At 31.8% G+C, this 15,534-nt stretch carries 13 protein-coding genes; 4 read left to right on the forward strand and 9 right to left on the reverse strand.

Annotation, left to right across the window (positions count from 1 at the left end; genetic code table 11):
* Positions 1-142: 142 nt before the first annotated feature.
* From P3T75_RS09635 to P3T75_RS09670, 8 genes are all read right to left on the reverse strand, one after another.
* A complete protein-coding gene (locus P3T75_RS09635) occupies positions 143-460 on the reverse strand; it encodes a hypothetical protein (protein ID WP_282461442.1) in 318 nt (105 codons plus the stop codon).
* Positions 457-2,295, reverse strand: coding sequence for an AAA family ATPase (locus P3T75_RS09640; protein WP_282461443.1), 1,839 nt, complete (start codon positions 2,293-2,295; stop codon positions 457-459). Before P3T75_RS09640 ends, P3T75_RS09635 begins: the two co-directional genes overlap by 4 nt.
* Complete coding sequence (locus tag P3T75_RS09645) at positions 2,288-2,452, reverse strand: hypothetical protein (protein WP_282461444.1); 165 nt, start codon at positions 2,450-2,452, stop codon at positions 2,288-2,290. The genes P3T75_RS09640 and P3T75_RS09645 overlap by 8 nt, the downstream gene beginning before the upstream one ends.
* Positions 2,453-2,736: 284 nt before the next feature.
* Entirely contained in the window at positions 2,737-3,120 is a 384-nt protein-coding gene (locus P3T75_RS09650) for a hypothetical protein (RefSeq protein ID WP_282461445.1), read from the reverse strand.
* A 29-nt stretch (positions 3,121-3,149) separates the two neighbouring features.
* A complete protein-coding gene (locus tag P3T75_RS09655) occupies positions 3,150-4,568 on the reverse strand; it encodes an RNA-directed DNA polymerase (RefSeq protein WP_282461446.1) in 1,419 nt (472 codons plus the stop codon).
* A 1,075-nt stretch (positions 4,569-5,643) separates the two neighbouring features.
* Positions 5,644-6,624 carry a hypothetical protein gene (locus P3T75_RS09660; protein WP_071863529.1) on the reverse strand — a complete coding sequence of 327 codons (981 nt, stop codon included), beginning with the start codon at positions 6,622-6,624 and terminating at the stop codon, positions 5,644-5,646.
* Positions 6,625-7,294: 670 nt separating this feature from the next.
* Entirely contained in the window at positions 7,295-10,903 is a 3,609-nt protein-coding gene (locus P3T75_RS09665) for a type IIG restriction enzyme/methyltransferase (RefSeq protein WP_282462594.1), read from the reverse strand.
* Positions 10,904-11,131: 228 nt separating this feature from the next.
* Positions 11,132-11,998: a helix-turn-helix domain-containing protein gene (locus P3T75_RS09670; protein ID WP_269015460.1), complete on the reverse strand. Its 867-nt coding sequence runs from the start codon at positions 11,996-11,998 to the stop codon at positions 11,132-11,134.
* A 181-nt stretch (positions 11,999-12,179) separates the two neighbouring features.
* On the opposite strand from P3T75_RS09670, the gene P3T75_RS09675 reads away from it, so the two are divergent.
* The 4 genes from P3T75_RS09675 (at position 12,180) to P3T75_RS09690 (ending at position 15,197) form a co-directional block, all read left to right on the forward strand.
* The gene (locus P3T75_RS09675) at positions 12,180-12,530 is read left to right on the forward strand and encodes a hypothetical protein (protein ID WP_104889217.1); all 351 of its coding nucleotides are present in this window, start codon (positions 12,180-12,182) and stop codon (positions 12,528-12,530) included.
* Positions 12,531-12,736: 206 nt separating this feature from the next.
* Positions 12,737-13,582, forward strand: a complete 846-nt coding sequence (locus P3T75_RS09680) for a rolling circle replication-associated protein (RefSeq protein ID WP_282461447.1) — start codon at positions 12,737-12,739, stop codon at positions 13,580-13,582.
* 21 nt (positions 13,583-13,603) lie between these two features.
* Positions 13,604-13,879, forward strand: a complete 276-nt coding sequence (locus tag P3T75_RS09685; protein WP_077452078.1) for a DNA-binding protein — start codon at positions 13,604-13,606, stop codon at positions 13,877-13,879.
* 94 nt (positions 13,880-13,973) lie between these two features.
* Positions 13,974-15,197, forward strand: coding sequence for a site-specific integrase (locus P3T75_RS09690; protein WP_282461448.1), 1,224 nt, complete (start codon positions 13,974-13,976; stop codon positions 15,195-15,197).
* Positions 15,198-15,228: 31 nt separating this feature from the next.
* Here the strand turns inward: P3T75_RS09690 and P3T75_RS09695 are convergent, their stop codons facing one another.
* The gene (locus P3T75_RS09695; protein WP_282461449.1) at positions 15,229-15,492 is read right to left on the reverse strand and encodes a type B 50S ribosomal protein L31; all 264 of its coding nucleotides are present in this window, start codon (positions 15,490-15,492) and stop codon (positions 15,229-15,231) included.
* Between the last annotated feature and the right edge of the window lie 42 nt (positions 15,493-15,534).

Consider the following 15,534-nt stretch of genomic DNA (forward strand, 5'->3'; position numbering starts at 1 on the left):
AATTAGATGGATATTAATAGCAAGATGCTTTGAATGCCTTATCAGTGAATTCTTTTCTTTTCATTTCATCTAAAAGATAGTTGTCAAATTATCATCCTCACCAAAAATTTCAAATTAAAACAGTAATAATACCATCAAATCTTTAGTTTATCATAGCCAAATAATGTCCTCTATCAATCTTATTGATTAAGGTCATCATAAATCGTGCAGATTGAATAATTTCCTTATTACTTCTTTGATCAGTGTGAGATAGCACATTTATTACTTCCAAAAATTTACCTAACTTTGTAAGTTGTGTATTAGACATTTTTTCTTCATCAAGAGAATTGCAAATTAAAGTGACAATCTCCTTTTGATGTGATTTTTGAGGGAAAATACTATTTCCTGTTTTAAATTGTAAAAATTCTTCAAAGACACGTCGCATACTATTGGAAGAATGATAAGTATCACATTCTGTCAATTCATCAGAAAAATTTTTCTTGATAATTGATAAACTTCCTTAAATAGTTTCTTATACGGTTTAACTGCTGAATTTACAACCCTTAAATTACTTTTCGCTTCTATGTCCTTATATACTTCGTAATACTCAACAACTTTTATTCCAGAATTGTTTTTTGGTAATCCATAAGTCAATTGGCAAAAATCATTCCATACATGAGTTAGTACAAAAACTTGAGGATCACTTTCTTTTAACAACTGTTTGACGAGTTCTATTACAAAAAAGCGATTTGCATCGTCTAAACTTGAAATTGGATCATCCAACACTATCAATTCTATACTCTGCTTTAGATTTTCTTGTTTTTCATCTTCATATAATTCGTAAAAGAAAAACAACAGTGCTAATAAGTTTTTTTCGCCTTCACTTATGTCTTCAATACTAAGAGCCTCATTTGTAACTGAATGACCAATCCAATAATATGATTTATCTTTATCAGTTAATAAATTTAGCCTTAAATTAATTTCGTTATTCTCTAGAATAGTATTCACCAATTTTGGAAAGTCTGAAAAATTTGAACTTTTAGTTTCCAGATCAATAATTTTCTGCTTTGTTGCTTCATTATTTTTTTTTACCTGATTATATTCATCTTTATCAGCTTCGAGTTGTTTAAGCATCATTTGTATTCCTTTATCCTGCACAATAGCTAATCCAATTGCACCTCTGACAAGAACACTTTGTTTATTTATCAATGTATTAAGTTCATGTTTTCTATTCCGTATTTCAGTGATAACCTCATTATAATTTTGCTCAGCACTATTAAATATGAGAATGATCTCTTCTTTATTAATTTGAACTAAATCGTCTATGTTTTGAAGTTTTAGTTCAAATTTTTCAATAACTTGATTTACTTTATTTACCATATTATTTAAAGAAGTTATTAAAGTTTCTATTTTTTCTGTCGAGAGAACTTTATCTAGAAAAACTAATTTACTATTGAACTTTTCAATTTTTTCTATCCAATCATTTAAAGTTTCTATTGCTTTTAAAAATGCAAGTGTTGCTCTCTGCTTTTCACTAGAGTTATATAGCTCTACTCTTTGCTTTATCTCATCTAGTTCAATACTGCCGCCACAAAATTGACACTGATTTTCTTTCTGGTGGATATTTACACCATCATTTAACCACTTAACAATAATCGAAGACGGAATTAGTATATCCGTAAATTTTTGAGCCAAAAAACTAGCTGCATCGTCAACTATTAATTTGTCTTTGTCTGAAAATATTATATTTTCTATTACTATGGATTCGATACTTAATAATTCTTTTTCTAAACTTTTATCGCCTTTATACTCAATCAAAATATTTTCGTCTGCTTGAATTTTTTTTGCTGTTGCAATATCAGCTTGATAAAGATCAATAACTCGCTTAATGTCAATATTTCTCTGTTTTCTATTTATCGATAACGAACCTTTTTTTTGGTCGTACTTACTGTCAATTAGTAGCCGTATCTTACTTTCCGATGCATCAATATTTGTTTGATACACTTTTTCGTCTTTCAGCTGATCCTTTATTTCTTTAATTTGCTGTGCGTTACTAACCTGCTGCTCACCAAAAACTGCCCTTACACCTTGAATTTTTGAATCATTGTCTTCAATTAATAAATTATTTTTCACATATTCTCTATTAAAAAGTCGGCTATTATCCAAGCGACCATACTGTTCAACTAACCCTTTAGCTAATGAACTTTTTCCACATCCATTGTATCCAAAAATAATATTTTTTTGACAAAATTTGTCCACTGGTCCACTATAGTCTGAGAATGACTTAAGAGTATACGATTGAAGGTTATTAAGCATTTTTATTAACCTCATTTTTTTCTACTAATATTGGTAACTTGTCAGCTATTTTAGTTACCCATACTGGTGTATTGATACTCGATAATATTGGGCCGGAACCCAGCTTAGTAAAATACGTCTTATTAGTTACTTTACTGCTCAATAAAACAAATCTCATTATGTGATCCCCTTTTACTTTTCCATTTAGAGGTAGCAAATCCACCTCCAATTAACTGTATTAATTATATCACGCTCTTATTTGAACATGATATTTTTATAAGAGCAAAACAATTGTGGTTAAGTAAATAAAAAGGAGTAATGAATTAGCAGCATAAATTGTCAAATAATAAAATATCCATGTCCTTCTTATTCATAAGGCTCAAATTAGTAATACTACGAATTTTACTATGTTTATAACCGGATATATATTGTTCTATCAATCAACAAAAACAACACTTCTCATTAAAGATACTCAAATAAACTCTCATCTGATCCAACTTGAACTAAGGCTACTCCCCAGTTTAAAAGTAATTCATAAAATTCATTGATTTTGTTTACATATGCTTTCTTAATTGAATCTTTGTGCAAGACATAGTTTTTGTTGAGTTCAGATTTAATAATACTATTTTTGTCCCTTGCTATTCTATTACCGTTATAATGCTGTTGTATATCAACTTCCTCAATTATTCTTTTATCAATAAGATAATAGACAAAATACCTCAGCAACCAATATTTTTCCTGCATTCTTACACTTTTATCAGCATCGTAAGTAGAATGAACATCTTTTAACATGTTTTCTAAGATATTTAATAAATCTTTTACAGCATAGTCTTTTTTTATCCACAATATGATACTTAAGCATTTAGAATAATCATCTAAATTACTTTGGAGAATTTTTTTAAGGAGGTTTTGCCTATCAATTCTTTTTCATCAAATATCACCGAATAGAGAAGTATTTGATACACTTCTTGATTCCAACCATTAGATATACAATGATTTAATTTTTGTCTATACAGAGCTTTATTTTCTTTGAAATAAGCTCGGACAATACTTTTTAGTTTCTCTTTGTTGACTCTAAGCTCAATCAGTTGTTCTGTAAATGTAATAAATTTATTTGATAACCTTGAATCTTTCAATGAAGTGTCTAAGAATTTTTCATATATGTTAAACTTTGTCACATTTTCTCTAGTAATAAGAACTTGATTAAGCAATTCAGAAGAAATCTTTGAATACTTGAATTTATTCATTACTACTGAATATACACATTTTATAGCTCCTTTATTACCACGCGCTTCTTCGCTGATACAAAAATCTATGAAGTCATTTATTTTATTTTTCCAAACAAGAACTTTAGATTTATTACTAAGATCATCAAAATAATTAAATATCTCCATTTTTTGTCTATCATTTTTAAATGGAAAAGTATGTATCTCTGTTTTCTTGTCATTTAAAATCAAATTATATTCTCTACAAATTGAATTAAAATCCATAAGAAATTTCTCTTTTTCTGCATCCGTTGAAAAGGAGTACTTTATATCATCCACATACCTTGTGTATTTATGCCCTTTTTCCATTAGTTCTTTATCAACATAGCACATATAAAGCTCCGCTATTAATCTAGAAGTTATGCTACCTGTTGGAATCCCATGAGTCTCCCCATACTGGCATTTTTGAATTATACTATCTAAATCATTAGAGAAGCCCCCGCTTCTATTAGATTTAGAATTCTGTTTTCCATGGATAACCCAAGGAATACTATGTGTATAAAGAGTGTGATAAAAGTTTGACAAATCTAGCGATAATATATTACTTCCTCCAAAAAGGAGTCTCTGCTCCATCTTCTTAGTAAATTTAAAATCAAAGTCTAGTTCATTGAAATATTTAGACGTAGATTGCACATTTTTCTCAAACATCTCAATAAATTCCTCTTTGTGGTCTTCTAGGAAATAACACAGCTGCAAATAGCTAAAAAGATTAGGCATCTTGTACTCTCTTCTAGCATAGTTGCTTTTAGGGATATTAAAATAAATTGGTTCTGTATCTACATTCTTTTTTACTTCTTTAAAATCATAATAGCTTCTCAAATCCGCTGCATTTAATAACTGATACAAATCTTGTAAACTTAAAAGTTTCAAATAAAAATTTTCTGGGATACCATAATGTTCTTCTATTTCATCATCTTGAATATAATCAGATTCAATTTTTTTCATCTTAACATCATAATATCCATATCTAACTAAAAAAGAAGCGTCAAAAATCGTGTTATACAAATTTCTAATATCATGGCTTTTCATACTTGTAATTTCTCCTATAAGATATATCCTATCAAATAAAATTTCTAGAATTTGATAAAAGCTTTAACGTACAGATTTGTAATCCTTTACTTCAAAATAAAGATTTTCTTAATTCATTGTACTACTTTTTCATTTTTTGAACCTGAATTTTAAATTTACTTCTAAAACTCAAGTTACTTAGTTTGAAATATCTCTGTAAGTTTCTCTCGCGTAAATACCACCTATTAAAGAGGATAAGCTCCAAAAATATGATTTAGAAAAAAACAAACCACATCCGAAAATGTAATCTGCCAAATTTTTTTAACAATGCTTTCCTTATTCCATATCACTTATGTCTTTGATTCCGTATTAAGACCTTGAAATAATTTTGCATGTTAACAAATTGAAAAAACAGCTTAAATACGAGATTTTTAGGAATTATAAAACCTAACTAGGATCAGCAAAAGTTTGATTAGGAAGTCAAAAAATATGAGCAAAAAGAATGCATTGGTATATTGTTTTGAATAATTATTCTTGATTATTGATTTAAATTTTCAAAAGCAGAATTACATATATCAGTCTGAAATTCGTCACTCTTTTCACAACCAATAACTATCAGTCATTTTCTTCCATGATGTAAAGATATTTGATGTCTTTAAGATATCTATTGAGAGCTGGATTGCTCTCTAGTGATATCTAATAAACAGAAAACAGTGTAAATACGGGATTCTTGAGGAATTTAAAAATCTAATGCAACCCAGTAAAATTTGATTGAGAAGGTCAAAAGTATGGTCAAAAAATACTCGCCAGTATATTATACTTTTCATATGAGTTAAGATGTTTTATCCGTTTTTGTAAAACCTGATTCATTTACTCAGATTTTATATACGCTTTAAAAGCCATTAATATCAAAGAGTATTACCTAACTTGCACTGTAAAATTTCAACTGTTTTCAAATAATATTAAATCCATAATATCGATTTAACGAGAAAACCATGCGAATTGAAACGATTTTGTCATGTACAATTTGCCAACTTTGAAATTGATGACTTTTCGATCAGATTAAGTATCACAGAATAGCATTCCTTTAACTGAACTAATCATTTTCATAATAAAGAAGTCCCCTTGACATTTCTGTAACTTGGAACCCCTCTATTTCTCGGCCTATTTTTCCACCGACGTAGTTTTCACGATTTTCTAGAAGCTCTTCAATGGTTACAACAATTGGGAAAGTTTTGAGATACTTTTCCCTATCAGGTGACCAAATATCAATAACATCAGCAATTAATAGATTAAAAAAGAATATAAGTGTTGCCTGTTGTTTGTAATCAATCCATTTAGTAGTTTTAACCCATCTTTTATTATTTTTGTCATCTTTTTTTACTTGTAAATATGTTAATGAATCACCATGTACTGATAAAATTTCATTCGTTCCTCTTGTACCACCATAAGAGAACCCATTTTCTTTTTGTGTTATTTGTAGTCCATGCTTGTAAGAGTTATAATCCTGTCTGTTATCCAGATATGTTACCGCAAATTGAATATACCTTTTAAAACGCTCTACTATTTCTTTTTCAGTCAAATTTGTCTTATCAATAATCTCCGCTGGGACACTCTTACTTCCATAAAATACAGCAGTAATAATTTCATCATCTGTAAAGTCAGATAAATTAAAAATATTATAGACTTGCTTTTTCAATTTCTGTATGTTGTTATTATATTTTGTTAAGGTCATGTCCGCTAAATCTAACCAAGGACATCCTCTCATAGAGCAATGTGCCATGTACAAACGTAAAAAAGATTCCAAACAATGGAAAACTGTTACCGCCAGTTCTGTTTTTGCATATTTTAAAATTTCTTCTTCTTCAAAAGATCTTTCATATTCTAAAATGCCTACTTTCATATTTGACCCTTTACAGTAAGATTCCGAGGACTCAATCATTTTGAGTAAAGAATCTAATTTTATTGAATAATAATCTTTGTTGTAATTCTTGTAAAATTCATCATTGAGTTCTTCAAACTGCTCAGAAGCTAGATTGAAGAAAGGATTGTTACTCTTCTTTGCTTTTTTAGACACTTCTTTTCACGCCCCTATACATATCATCAATAACAAACGTTTGCTTTGTTAAATTTTCCCTTATTATATCAATAATTCCAAATCATGAAATCTATTAGTCCATTCATACGCCACAAACGTGATCATTGTGCCTGTCAAGGTGATTGACTACCACAAATTGTCACTAAAAGCTACGAATCAAAATAGGATCAACAAAGGTATCAACAATAAGAATATGCTTCACAAACTTAGATGTGAAATGTCTTATTGGTATAAAGCAAATATTAATACTAAAAAACTATGAAGCTTTACGAGCTTTCTTAAGACCTGGTTAGACCAACCGTTTTTTAAACAGCTTCATAATGCTTTAATAGCAATGATCTAAAGAGATTGAAACATGAAAAATTTTATTGACTTTCAAATTATTTGAAAGCAATGGTGTCAATTATTTGCGAGCCAAATCAATACCATTAAATACATAAAGTATTGAGTGGGAATAAAGGATATAATCTAATTGAAGTTTTTACGCTGATTTAATATGGGTTTACGGGTTATAGAAGGGTTAATTCTATTTAAAATTTGATGGTTCCCCGCCAAAAAAGAGGCGGAAAAATAAGTTAATATTTTGATGGGTTACAGAAGTAGACTCCTTGACGATTTGGTCAAGAAGTCTATTTTATTTCCAAAGAAACTATACTTCAAACTCTCGAACACTTTGTTTCTCATCTTCTGTTAGTTTGAAAAGTTCCATAACTACCTCGTCAATCTCAGTGTTAAGATTGGAAATTAGGTAATCATCCCTTTTCTCTTTTTTACTTTCTTTCATGAGACGATGCACAATAATTTCCAATTTTTTTTGTTGTTCATCTGTCGCATCAGGTATGGGAAATTGTTTAAGTTCTTTGACTTGTAGCCTAGGAAACATTTTCCTTGATAGTTTGTCAAAAGTTATATAATACCAAATTGATACAGGTTTGGAGTTGATTAGAGCAAGTAAATAATAAGGATTTGTCTGGATATTTGTAACAACCAAAGAGCTAATGTTATTAATAAAGTATTCATCTGTATAAGTGGCTTCAAATGCATAGTTTTTTAAAGTTAAGATTTCACGTATTAAAATTCTTGGTTCATTAAATTTAACAGAATATCTTGGTTCAGCCAGATGGTCGCCATATTTTAGCCATTCATTACTCCAAATCAAATTATACCGTTTGACATCCTTCCCTTCAAGGTACCTGACGTATGATTCATCAATCTGTGTCTTCGAATCATAAATGCGGTTTTCTACATCTTCTGCAGATTGCTTTGGTTTTCCTTTTCCCTCTTGATAGGCTTTAATACCAGTTGTTGCCTTTGCAATTTCTGGTCTATTTAAAATTGGAAAAGTTTGTATTTTTTTATAAGCACTAATAACATCTGAATATTTCACCATTGATATACTAAAAATTGGAATATCACCAAAAAAATCTGAAGAAACTCTTCCAATTGTTGTAAACTCTTGAGACTTAAGCTCTACCATTTCAATCCAGTTGGGTTGTTTTTTCTTAAAGAAAATAATGCAATTGTCAACATTAGCATCCGTAAAGATTTTATCTAAGGAATTAATTAATACAACATCACTAGTCTCTTTAGATATGAACTCGCGAATCTTTGAATTCGTTTGAATGGTCAAGAAATTATTTGGAATAATAAAACTAAACGTCCCGCCTTTCCTCATCAATTTATATGCTAACTCAATAAAGAGTGTATACGTGTTGGCCTGATATTCACTAACTCTGTATGTCCTAGAATAATAATTTTTCACATCTTCGCTAAATGAGTGATTACGAGCAAAAATATAAGGTGGATTACCAATAACAAGGTCAAACCCAATAAATTCTCCATCTTCATTTAGAATTTCTGGAAATTCCATCCGCCATTCAAGTCCACTTGCAAACATTGGATTTTGCATAGCTCTATCAAAATCCTTTTGTGCTAATGAGAGTTGCTTATTAACTTCATTAAATCTTTCCTGTTCAGCTTTTTCATCCCCAAACAAATCAAATACACGAGCAGACTTCAATTCATTTTGAATTTTTTTCAGTCTTTTAAGCTCAGGACTTGTAGCCGAATCATCAAATGAAGCTTTGATTTTACTAATTTTTTCAAACATTTCTGCTTTTGTTCGCTTGTTATTTGTATTTTTGTAACTTTTAACAAGTTGTAAATAATCCTTAAAAATAGTCTTACGCATATCAAAACTAAAGTCTAAATCAAATTTATGAAGCAAACTATCTCCGACTTTAATATTAATGTCAATATTGGGAAGCGTCACAAGTTCTCCCGATTCATCATAGTAAGAATTTTTCAATAGCTCAATCCAAAGACGTAGACGACATATATTGGCAGAGTTTGGATTAATGTCAACTCCAAATAAACAATTTTCGATAATAGATTGCTTTTGAATGAACAACGATTTTTGTATCTTCAATGTCTGCTTTTTTTTGGTGTGATAAGAAAAATTGTCTCCATAGCTATCTTGAACAACCAGCTCATCGTTGGTTACATAAGCATTAATCTCTAAGGGTTGATCCTCCTTATCAAAAAGAACACGTAATTCCGATTTTAATGCAATAATTTCATTTAGAACCGAAACAAGAAAGTGACCAGAACCTACTGCTGGATCACATATTTTTAACGTATCAATGATGTTAGATATTTCCAATCGTTTTGCTGTCCGATCAGCAATATTTTCTATTTCATTTATATAACTTTTTATATCCTGTATATTGTTTGCTTTCCAGCCAAGAACAACATTGATTTTATCAACTACCGCGGTTCGTATAGCCTTCCTAGACATATACATTGTGATCTTGCCGGGAGTAAAAAATGAACCATCTGCGTATCCATTAATCTTTTCAAAAATTAATCCTAATACTGAAGCATTTATCAATTCATTTTTTGAGTTCACTTTCCCGGTAATCGTCGTTGAGAAATCAAAGCTATTCAAGAATTCGAACAGATATTGTTGAAAATCTAATTTCCCAGTTTTACGCTTTCCTCCAGCTCCTTTCAAAACTGTTTTACTATAAATATCTATATCTTCTTCCCGTAAGCTATCAATTGTAGTTCCCTTATCACGGTTAAGTTCTAGTTCACTCTCTTCAAATAAGGAACTGTTCAGGTATGGTACATATCCAAACTTTTCTTCTAGTCTTGGATTGCGCTGTTCATGACGTTTAGCTAATATTCCAAAAAATAAATCACTCAAATCACCATACGTCTTAATTTTATCGTAGGTCAAAAATTTGAAGCTTTCATCATTATTGAACGCAACAAGTTGAGACTCCAGAAGTTTTAAAAATAAAATTCGATTTACCCATACAACTGCTAATTGAACCGCATTATCATATTGTTCTTCTTCAGGCACATCATTTTGATCCAATCTACTGATTGTAGATTCCACCAAAGAAGCATACTGCCTTTTTTCCGGTTTAAATCGTTTAATAACTTTTGATGAACCTTCTTTTACCTCTTCTAACCCCATTATATAAAGTAATTCATCATAAAACGCTTTGTTCAATTTATTGGAATCAGTAAAAATTTCTTTATTTAAAAGATTCTCTGATGAGAAAAAACGATAAAGCTGTGTAAGATTATGTTTCTTTAACGTGATTGGTTTAGTTGAAGCCAAGGCATCTCTTAAATCAAAATGAGCAATAGCGATCCCTTTATCAATCGCTTTATCGATTTCCGGTCTAATAACCTCTGTGTAGAGAAAATCCGTATTCGAGCTAGACAGTTGTTTTTTTTGCCATTTTCCATATAAACTCAAAAGCTTCTTATTATTGTAGAAGTATTTTTCAAGTTCCTTTGCTTCAATAACAAACCATGACAAACCATTGGTAATAATTGACTTTTTAATCTCCAAGTTTTCAGAAATAGTACGCTCAAAAAGATAATATGAAACAGCCTCTTGAAAAGCTTTAGTATTGAGATTTTCAGTTGTCATCATTTCGTTAAGATTACTCAATCGCTTTGTTTCAATAGTAACCCCAAGTGTACTATTACTATCTTGTCCATTATATATAGCAAGATCAATGCGATTACTGGTGTTAATAAAGTTATTAGGCAGGACTGATTTTAGGAAACTAGAGATAATATTTTTTTGATGCTCTTCTGATTCATCTTTCTTTGAATCCAGTGTTTCAATATATGAGATAAGTTTGCTCTCAAACTCTTTTTTTTCATCCTCCTGTGGCATAATTGCCTGAACATTTTTGTTCATACTTTCTTTTAATGTGAGCCCTTTTATAGCCATATATTTCCTTTCCATTTCGTTATTCTCACGTAATTTGTTAATAGTCAAGATAATTATATCACAATGCTGTAGACTAGCTAACGAGAACAAACAAAAGTAATCTCTTGAAGCAATCTGGTATAAAGAAACCTTTTAAACTTAAGCTGAAAAAATACTAAAAAAAACAATTGTTAATTAAACATTTATATTCAGTATAAATAGCTGTTCTCAACACGGGTGTTTTATTACTTACTCACTCTTAAACCAATCTTCCAACTCATCTGAACCAACTTCTTCATACAGCTTAATCAAAGCTGGACGCAACGTCTGAATTGTTTTGATTAACTCTTCTCCACCAAATATATTGGTAAAAGGTTTATCTGTCAGTTCTTGAGATAAACGATTTATCATCTGTACTGTTTCTTGATTATTCGCAAGAACATTGATCAATTTACCAATCAGATAGCGTTCATCGAATACTCGATCTGCATAAAAATTAAATTTAGCGATTTCTGCCTTCACTAACTTTCCCATCGTTTCTTTATCTTCATAATTGAACTCGCCTGCTACGTCCATATACTCTAAGATTGAGCTTGTAATGACGAAGATTGCTTCATCTTTTTTCGCATTAGATAATTCACTGGCAAATGGTAAACGAGCAATCTTATTGGCTGTCAGTTTTTCAATTTCTTCTTTGATTACGTCTTGCTGTAACTCATAAAAATAATCATCAATGAATTCCTCGCAAGGATAACCGACTTCATTTTCCCAGGCAGGATTTTTAAACTCCCCAGTGTAAAACTCTTCTTTGATTGCTTTCACAACTTCAGGATGTTCTTGCACAATCCTGTTCTGTCCTTTTAACTGCAAATAGTCCGCAATATATTCTTCAACGTCACCAAAGTAAAACCAGCCTACTGGTTTCCCACTAATACTCGATAATTGATTAATGACACTTTCAGGGGCCAACGCATAACCTTGAACATACGAGCTGATTGTTGGTTTCTTTATCCCCAAGCGATTGCCCAACTCTGTAAAGGACAAATTCATACTCTCTTTGATTTCTTTGATTCGTTGTCCTACCTTCACTTTATCCGGTTGTAATAAACCAAACATAGATTACTTCCTCCTTATCATTTTTCCCCATTATATCACTCGTATAAAATTTCGTATATATTTTTTGCTAATTCTCTTGACTTCGTATAAACAAACGTATAAAATATAAATCATAGATGGCCGTCTATATTTTTTTAAGTCAATCGTATAAAATATCGTATATCTAAAAAGGAGAGCTATTATGCCAATTAAAATCAATGATCTTACCTTACCAAAAGAAAAACTCGAAAAAGAATACCAAGTCGTTAATGTTACTCGCTGGCAAAAAGATGGGGAAATTCTAGGTTGGAGCTACGAATGTATCCTACCGAAACTGCGCTACGAAAAAATCAGTGTCAAAGTCAAATCTGAACATCCTGTGATCACGCTGGAAGAACTTAATCAACAAGGTTTAGCTATGGTTACATTTACTAATTTAGTGATTGCACCTTGGGGACGTTCAAATGGTCAATTTGTCAGCTATGGCTTATCGGCCACGGCAGATGCGGCAACCTTGATTCCGAAAAAGCAAGGCCCCACTGCACAAAACTAATTCCCCTGTGGGTTTGTTGGGTGGTTAGGGCGGGAACGGCAGGGCAGCGCCCACAGAGCCGTTTCTGTCCGTTAAAACCGCCCAATAAACACATAGGCTAGAAGGACTGCAAAGCAGGCCTTCCCCTTAACTTGATTTATAGAACAACATCAGGCGAAAAATGATGGTTCTTTGACAACTGAATACACATCAAGGAGTGATGATTTTTGAAAGCTTATAATCAAAAAATCATTGAAACTCCCACGTACCTTGAAATTTATGATTATGAAGCAATCATTACTCCTAAACAAAAAACAGAAAATATTGAACCCAATCCAAAACGAAAAAAAGGATTAGCTTGGCTTTATGAAGAAGAAAATACCATAACTGATAAGAGAAAAAACTACGATGAATTATCTGCACAAGGACAATACGACAGCTTAAAACGAAAACAAAAATACTATCAAAATATGCGTTTTGAAATTGCCCGACTCGTAGATATGAACTTTGACAATCGAACAAAATTTTTAACCCTCACTTTCAGAGAAAACATTCAAGACATTGCCTATGCGAATAATGAATTTAAAAAATTTATCAAACGACTAAACTACGAACTCTATCACACAAAAAAAGCAAATCTAAAATACCTTGCCACGTGGGAAAAACAAGAACGAGGCGCCATCCATTATCACATTATCCTCTTTGACTTTCCTTTTATCTCCGTCAATCGTCTTACCACGATCTGGGGACATGGATTTGTCAAAATCAACAAGATTGATGTGGATAGTATCGAAAATCGTGGGCGCTACATCAGCAAGTACTTCGATAAAGATTTAGACATGAAAGAGCACAAGAAAAAAGCGTTCTTCAAATCCCGTAACCTCAAAGTGCCCAGCGTCACAAAACAACTCGTGGATCAACCTTTTGATACCACAAATCAAGACGTGCTTTATACCAATGAGTATCTCGTAAGACGTCCAATATTTCACAGTGCGATAAATGAAGGTGGGAATCCTGAACAAGTGATGGATTTTCAAGAAAGCATTGTTCGCTATACAAAAATAAAAAAATGAATCTCGAAAGTAGGTAAAAATATGACTGTTACTGTACCGATTGAATTTAATCAAGAAATAATTGAAGAACTTGTTCAATTAACGAAGCAAAAAATTGAGGAAGAACAAACGCAACAACCAAACTTAAACGAGTTGCCTCCCTATCCAACAAGGAAACAATTAAAACAACACCTAAAAATTGGGGATACTCGCCTCAATAGTTGGATTAATCATGGTTTAAAAATCATTCCTTTTGGGAAAGAAACTCGATTTGACCGTGAGGATGTAAAACTATTTTTAGATAGTCTAAAAATCTAGCCTTGACTTACCTGTTGTGGCTGCCTATGATACCCATAAGAAAGGAGTAAATCTTCTCTTTGATATACTGGCGAGTGAATCAAAGGAGACAATTATGATCAAAAAATATCAAAAGAAAAATGGCACAATCGCCTATATGTTCAAAGCCTATCTTGGCATTGATCCTGTTACAGGAAAAAAGAAATACACCACCAAGCGTGGGTTTAAATCACCGAAAGAAGCCAGAAAAGCTTACAATCGATTGATGGTGCAAGTAGAAGAAAATGATGTAGTGACAGATTCACAACGCCTTTTTTCAGAATTGGCAGATGAGTGGTTTGAACAATACAAAAATACGGTTCGTGAAAGTACCTATGTCGCCCAAAAATTAGCTTACAAAAAGCATATCTTCCCTTTTTTTGGCAATTTGAAAATCTCAAGAATTTCAATTCCATACTGTCAAAAACAAGTAAATCATTGGTATAGCTATTACAAGAAATATTCCAACTTAATTGGTTTGACTTCATCGGTTTTCAAGTATGCTTTGAGTTTACGGCTCATTCGAAGTAACCCCATGGATGCTGTAATTCGTCCAAAACGTAAAAAGCGAATTGACGAAGAACGCTATTCCGCACCTTACTATGAAAAGGAAGAACTATTGGAGTTCCTCGAAATTGCAAAAAACTATCCAGATCCTATTTATCCAATTTTTCGGATTTTAGCTTTTACAGGATTACGTAAAGGTGAACTCTTAGCTTTACGTTGGAAAGACATTGATTTTGAAAAAAGAACCCTTTCCGTCAAACAAACCTTAGCCACATGTGATAAATGGGAAATCAAATTCCAAGTTCCCAAAACAGAAAAGAGCCTTCGAACAATTTCGATAGACTCTGAAACATTACAAGTGATTAAACAATGGCAATTGAAGCAAAAAGAATATTTTCTAAAAATAGGAATCAAACCGGCAAAAAATGGTGAACAGCTCCTATTTGTATCAGAAGAAAATAAACCGCTTTATTTAGATTATGTAAATCACAACTTAAAAATCATCATAAATGAAAATAACTTAAAACGTATCACACCTCATGGTTTTCGTCATACCCATTGTAGTTTGCTATTTGAATCCGGAGCTTCTCTCAAAGAAGTTCAAGTTCGCCTTGGACATACAGATATTAAAACGACTATGGATATTTACACCCATGTCACAAAAAGACAAACAGAAGAAACGGCAAATCGCTTTGCGGATTTCATGAGTTCTACCGAGGAAAATCAAGAAAATTTGCAGAAGGTCAAAAGTATGGTCAAAAGCAAAAAAAAGCAGACTATCCCTATCAGATAGTCTGCTAAACGTTGATATATCAGCGTTTTTCTTATTGAGCAGCGTTTGCGTCTTTGAGACCGTATTTTTTGTTGAAACGGTCCACACGTCCGTCGGCTTGCGTGAATTTTTGACGACCAGTGTAAAATGGATGTGAGTCAGATGTAACTTCGACCCGGATTAATGGGTATGTGTTGCCATCTTCCCATTCAACTGTTTCTTGTGAAGTTTTAGTAGAACCTGACAAGAATTTGAAACCTGTAGTTGAGTCCATGAATACAACTGGATGGTAATCTGGATGGATTTCTGCTTTCATTTACTTTCGCTCCTTTGCCCTGGTTCATTTGCTGCGCCAGAG

It is taken from the genome of Enterococcus montenegrensis, from assembly GCF_029983095.1.
Classification (GTDB): domain Bacteria; phylum Bacillota; class Bacilli; order Lactobacillales; family Enterococcaceae; genus Enterococcus_C; species Enterococcus_C montenegrensis.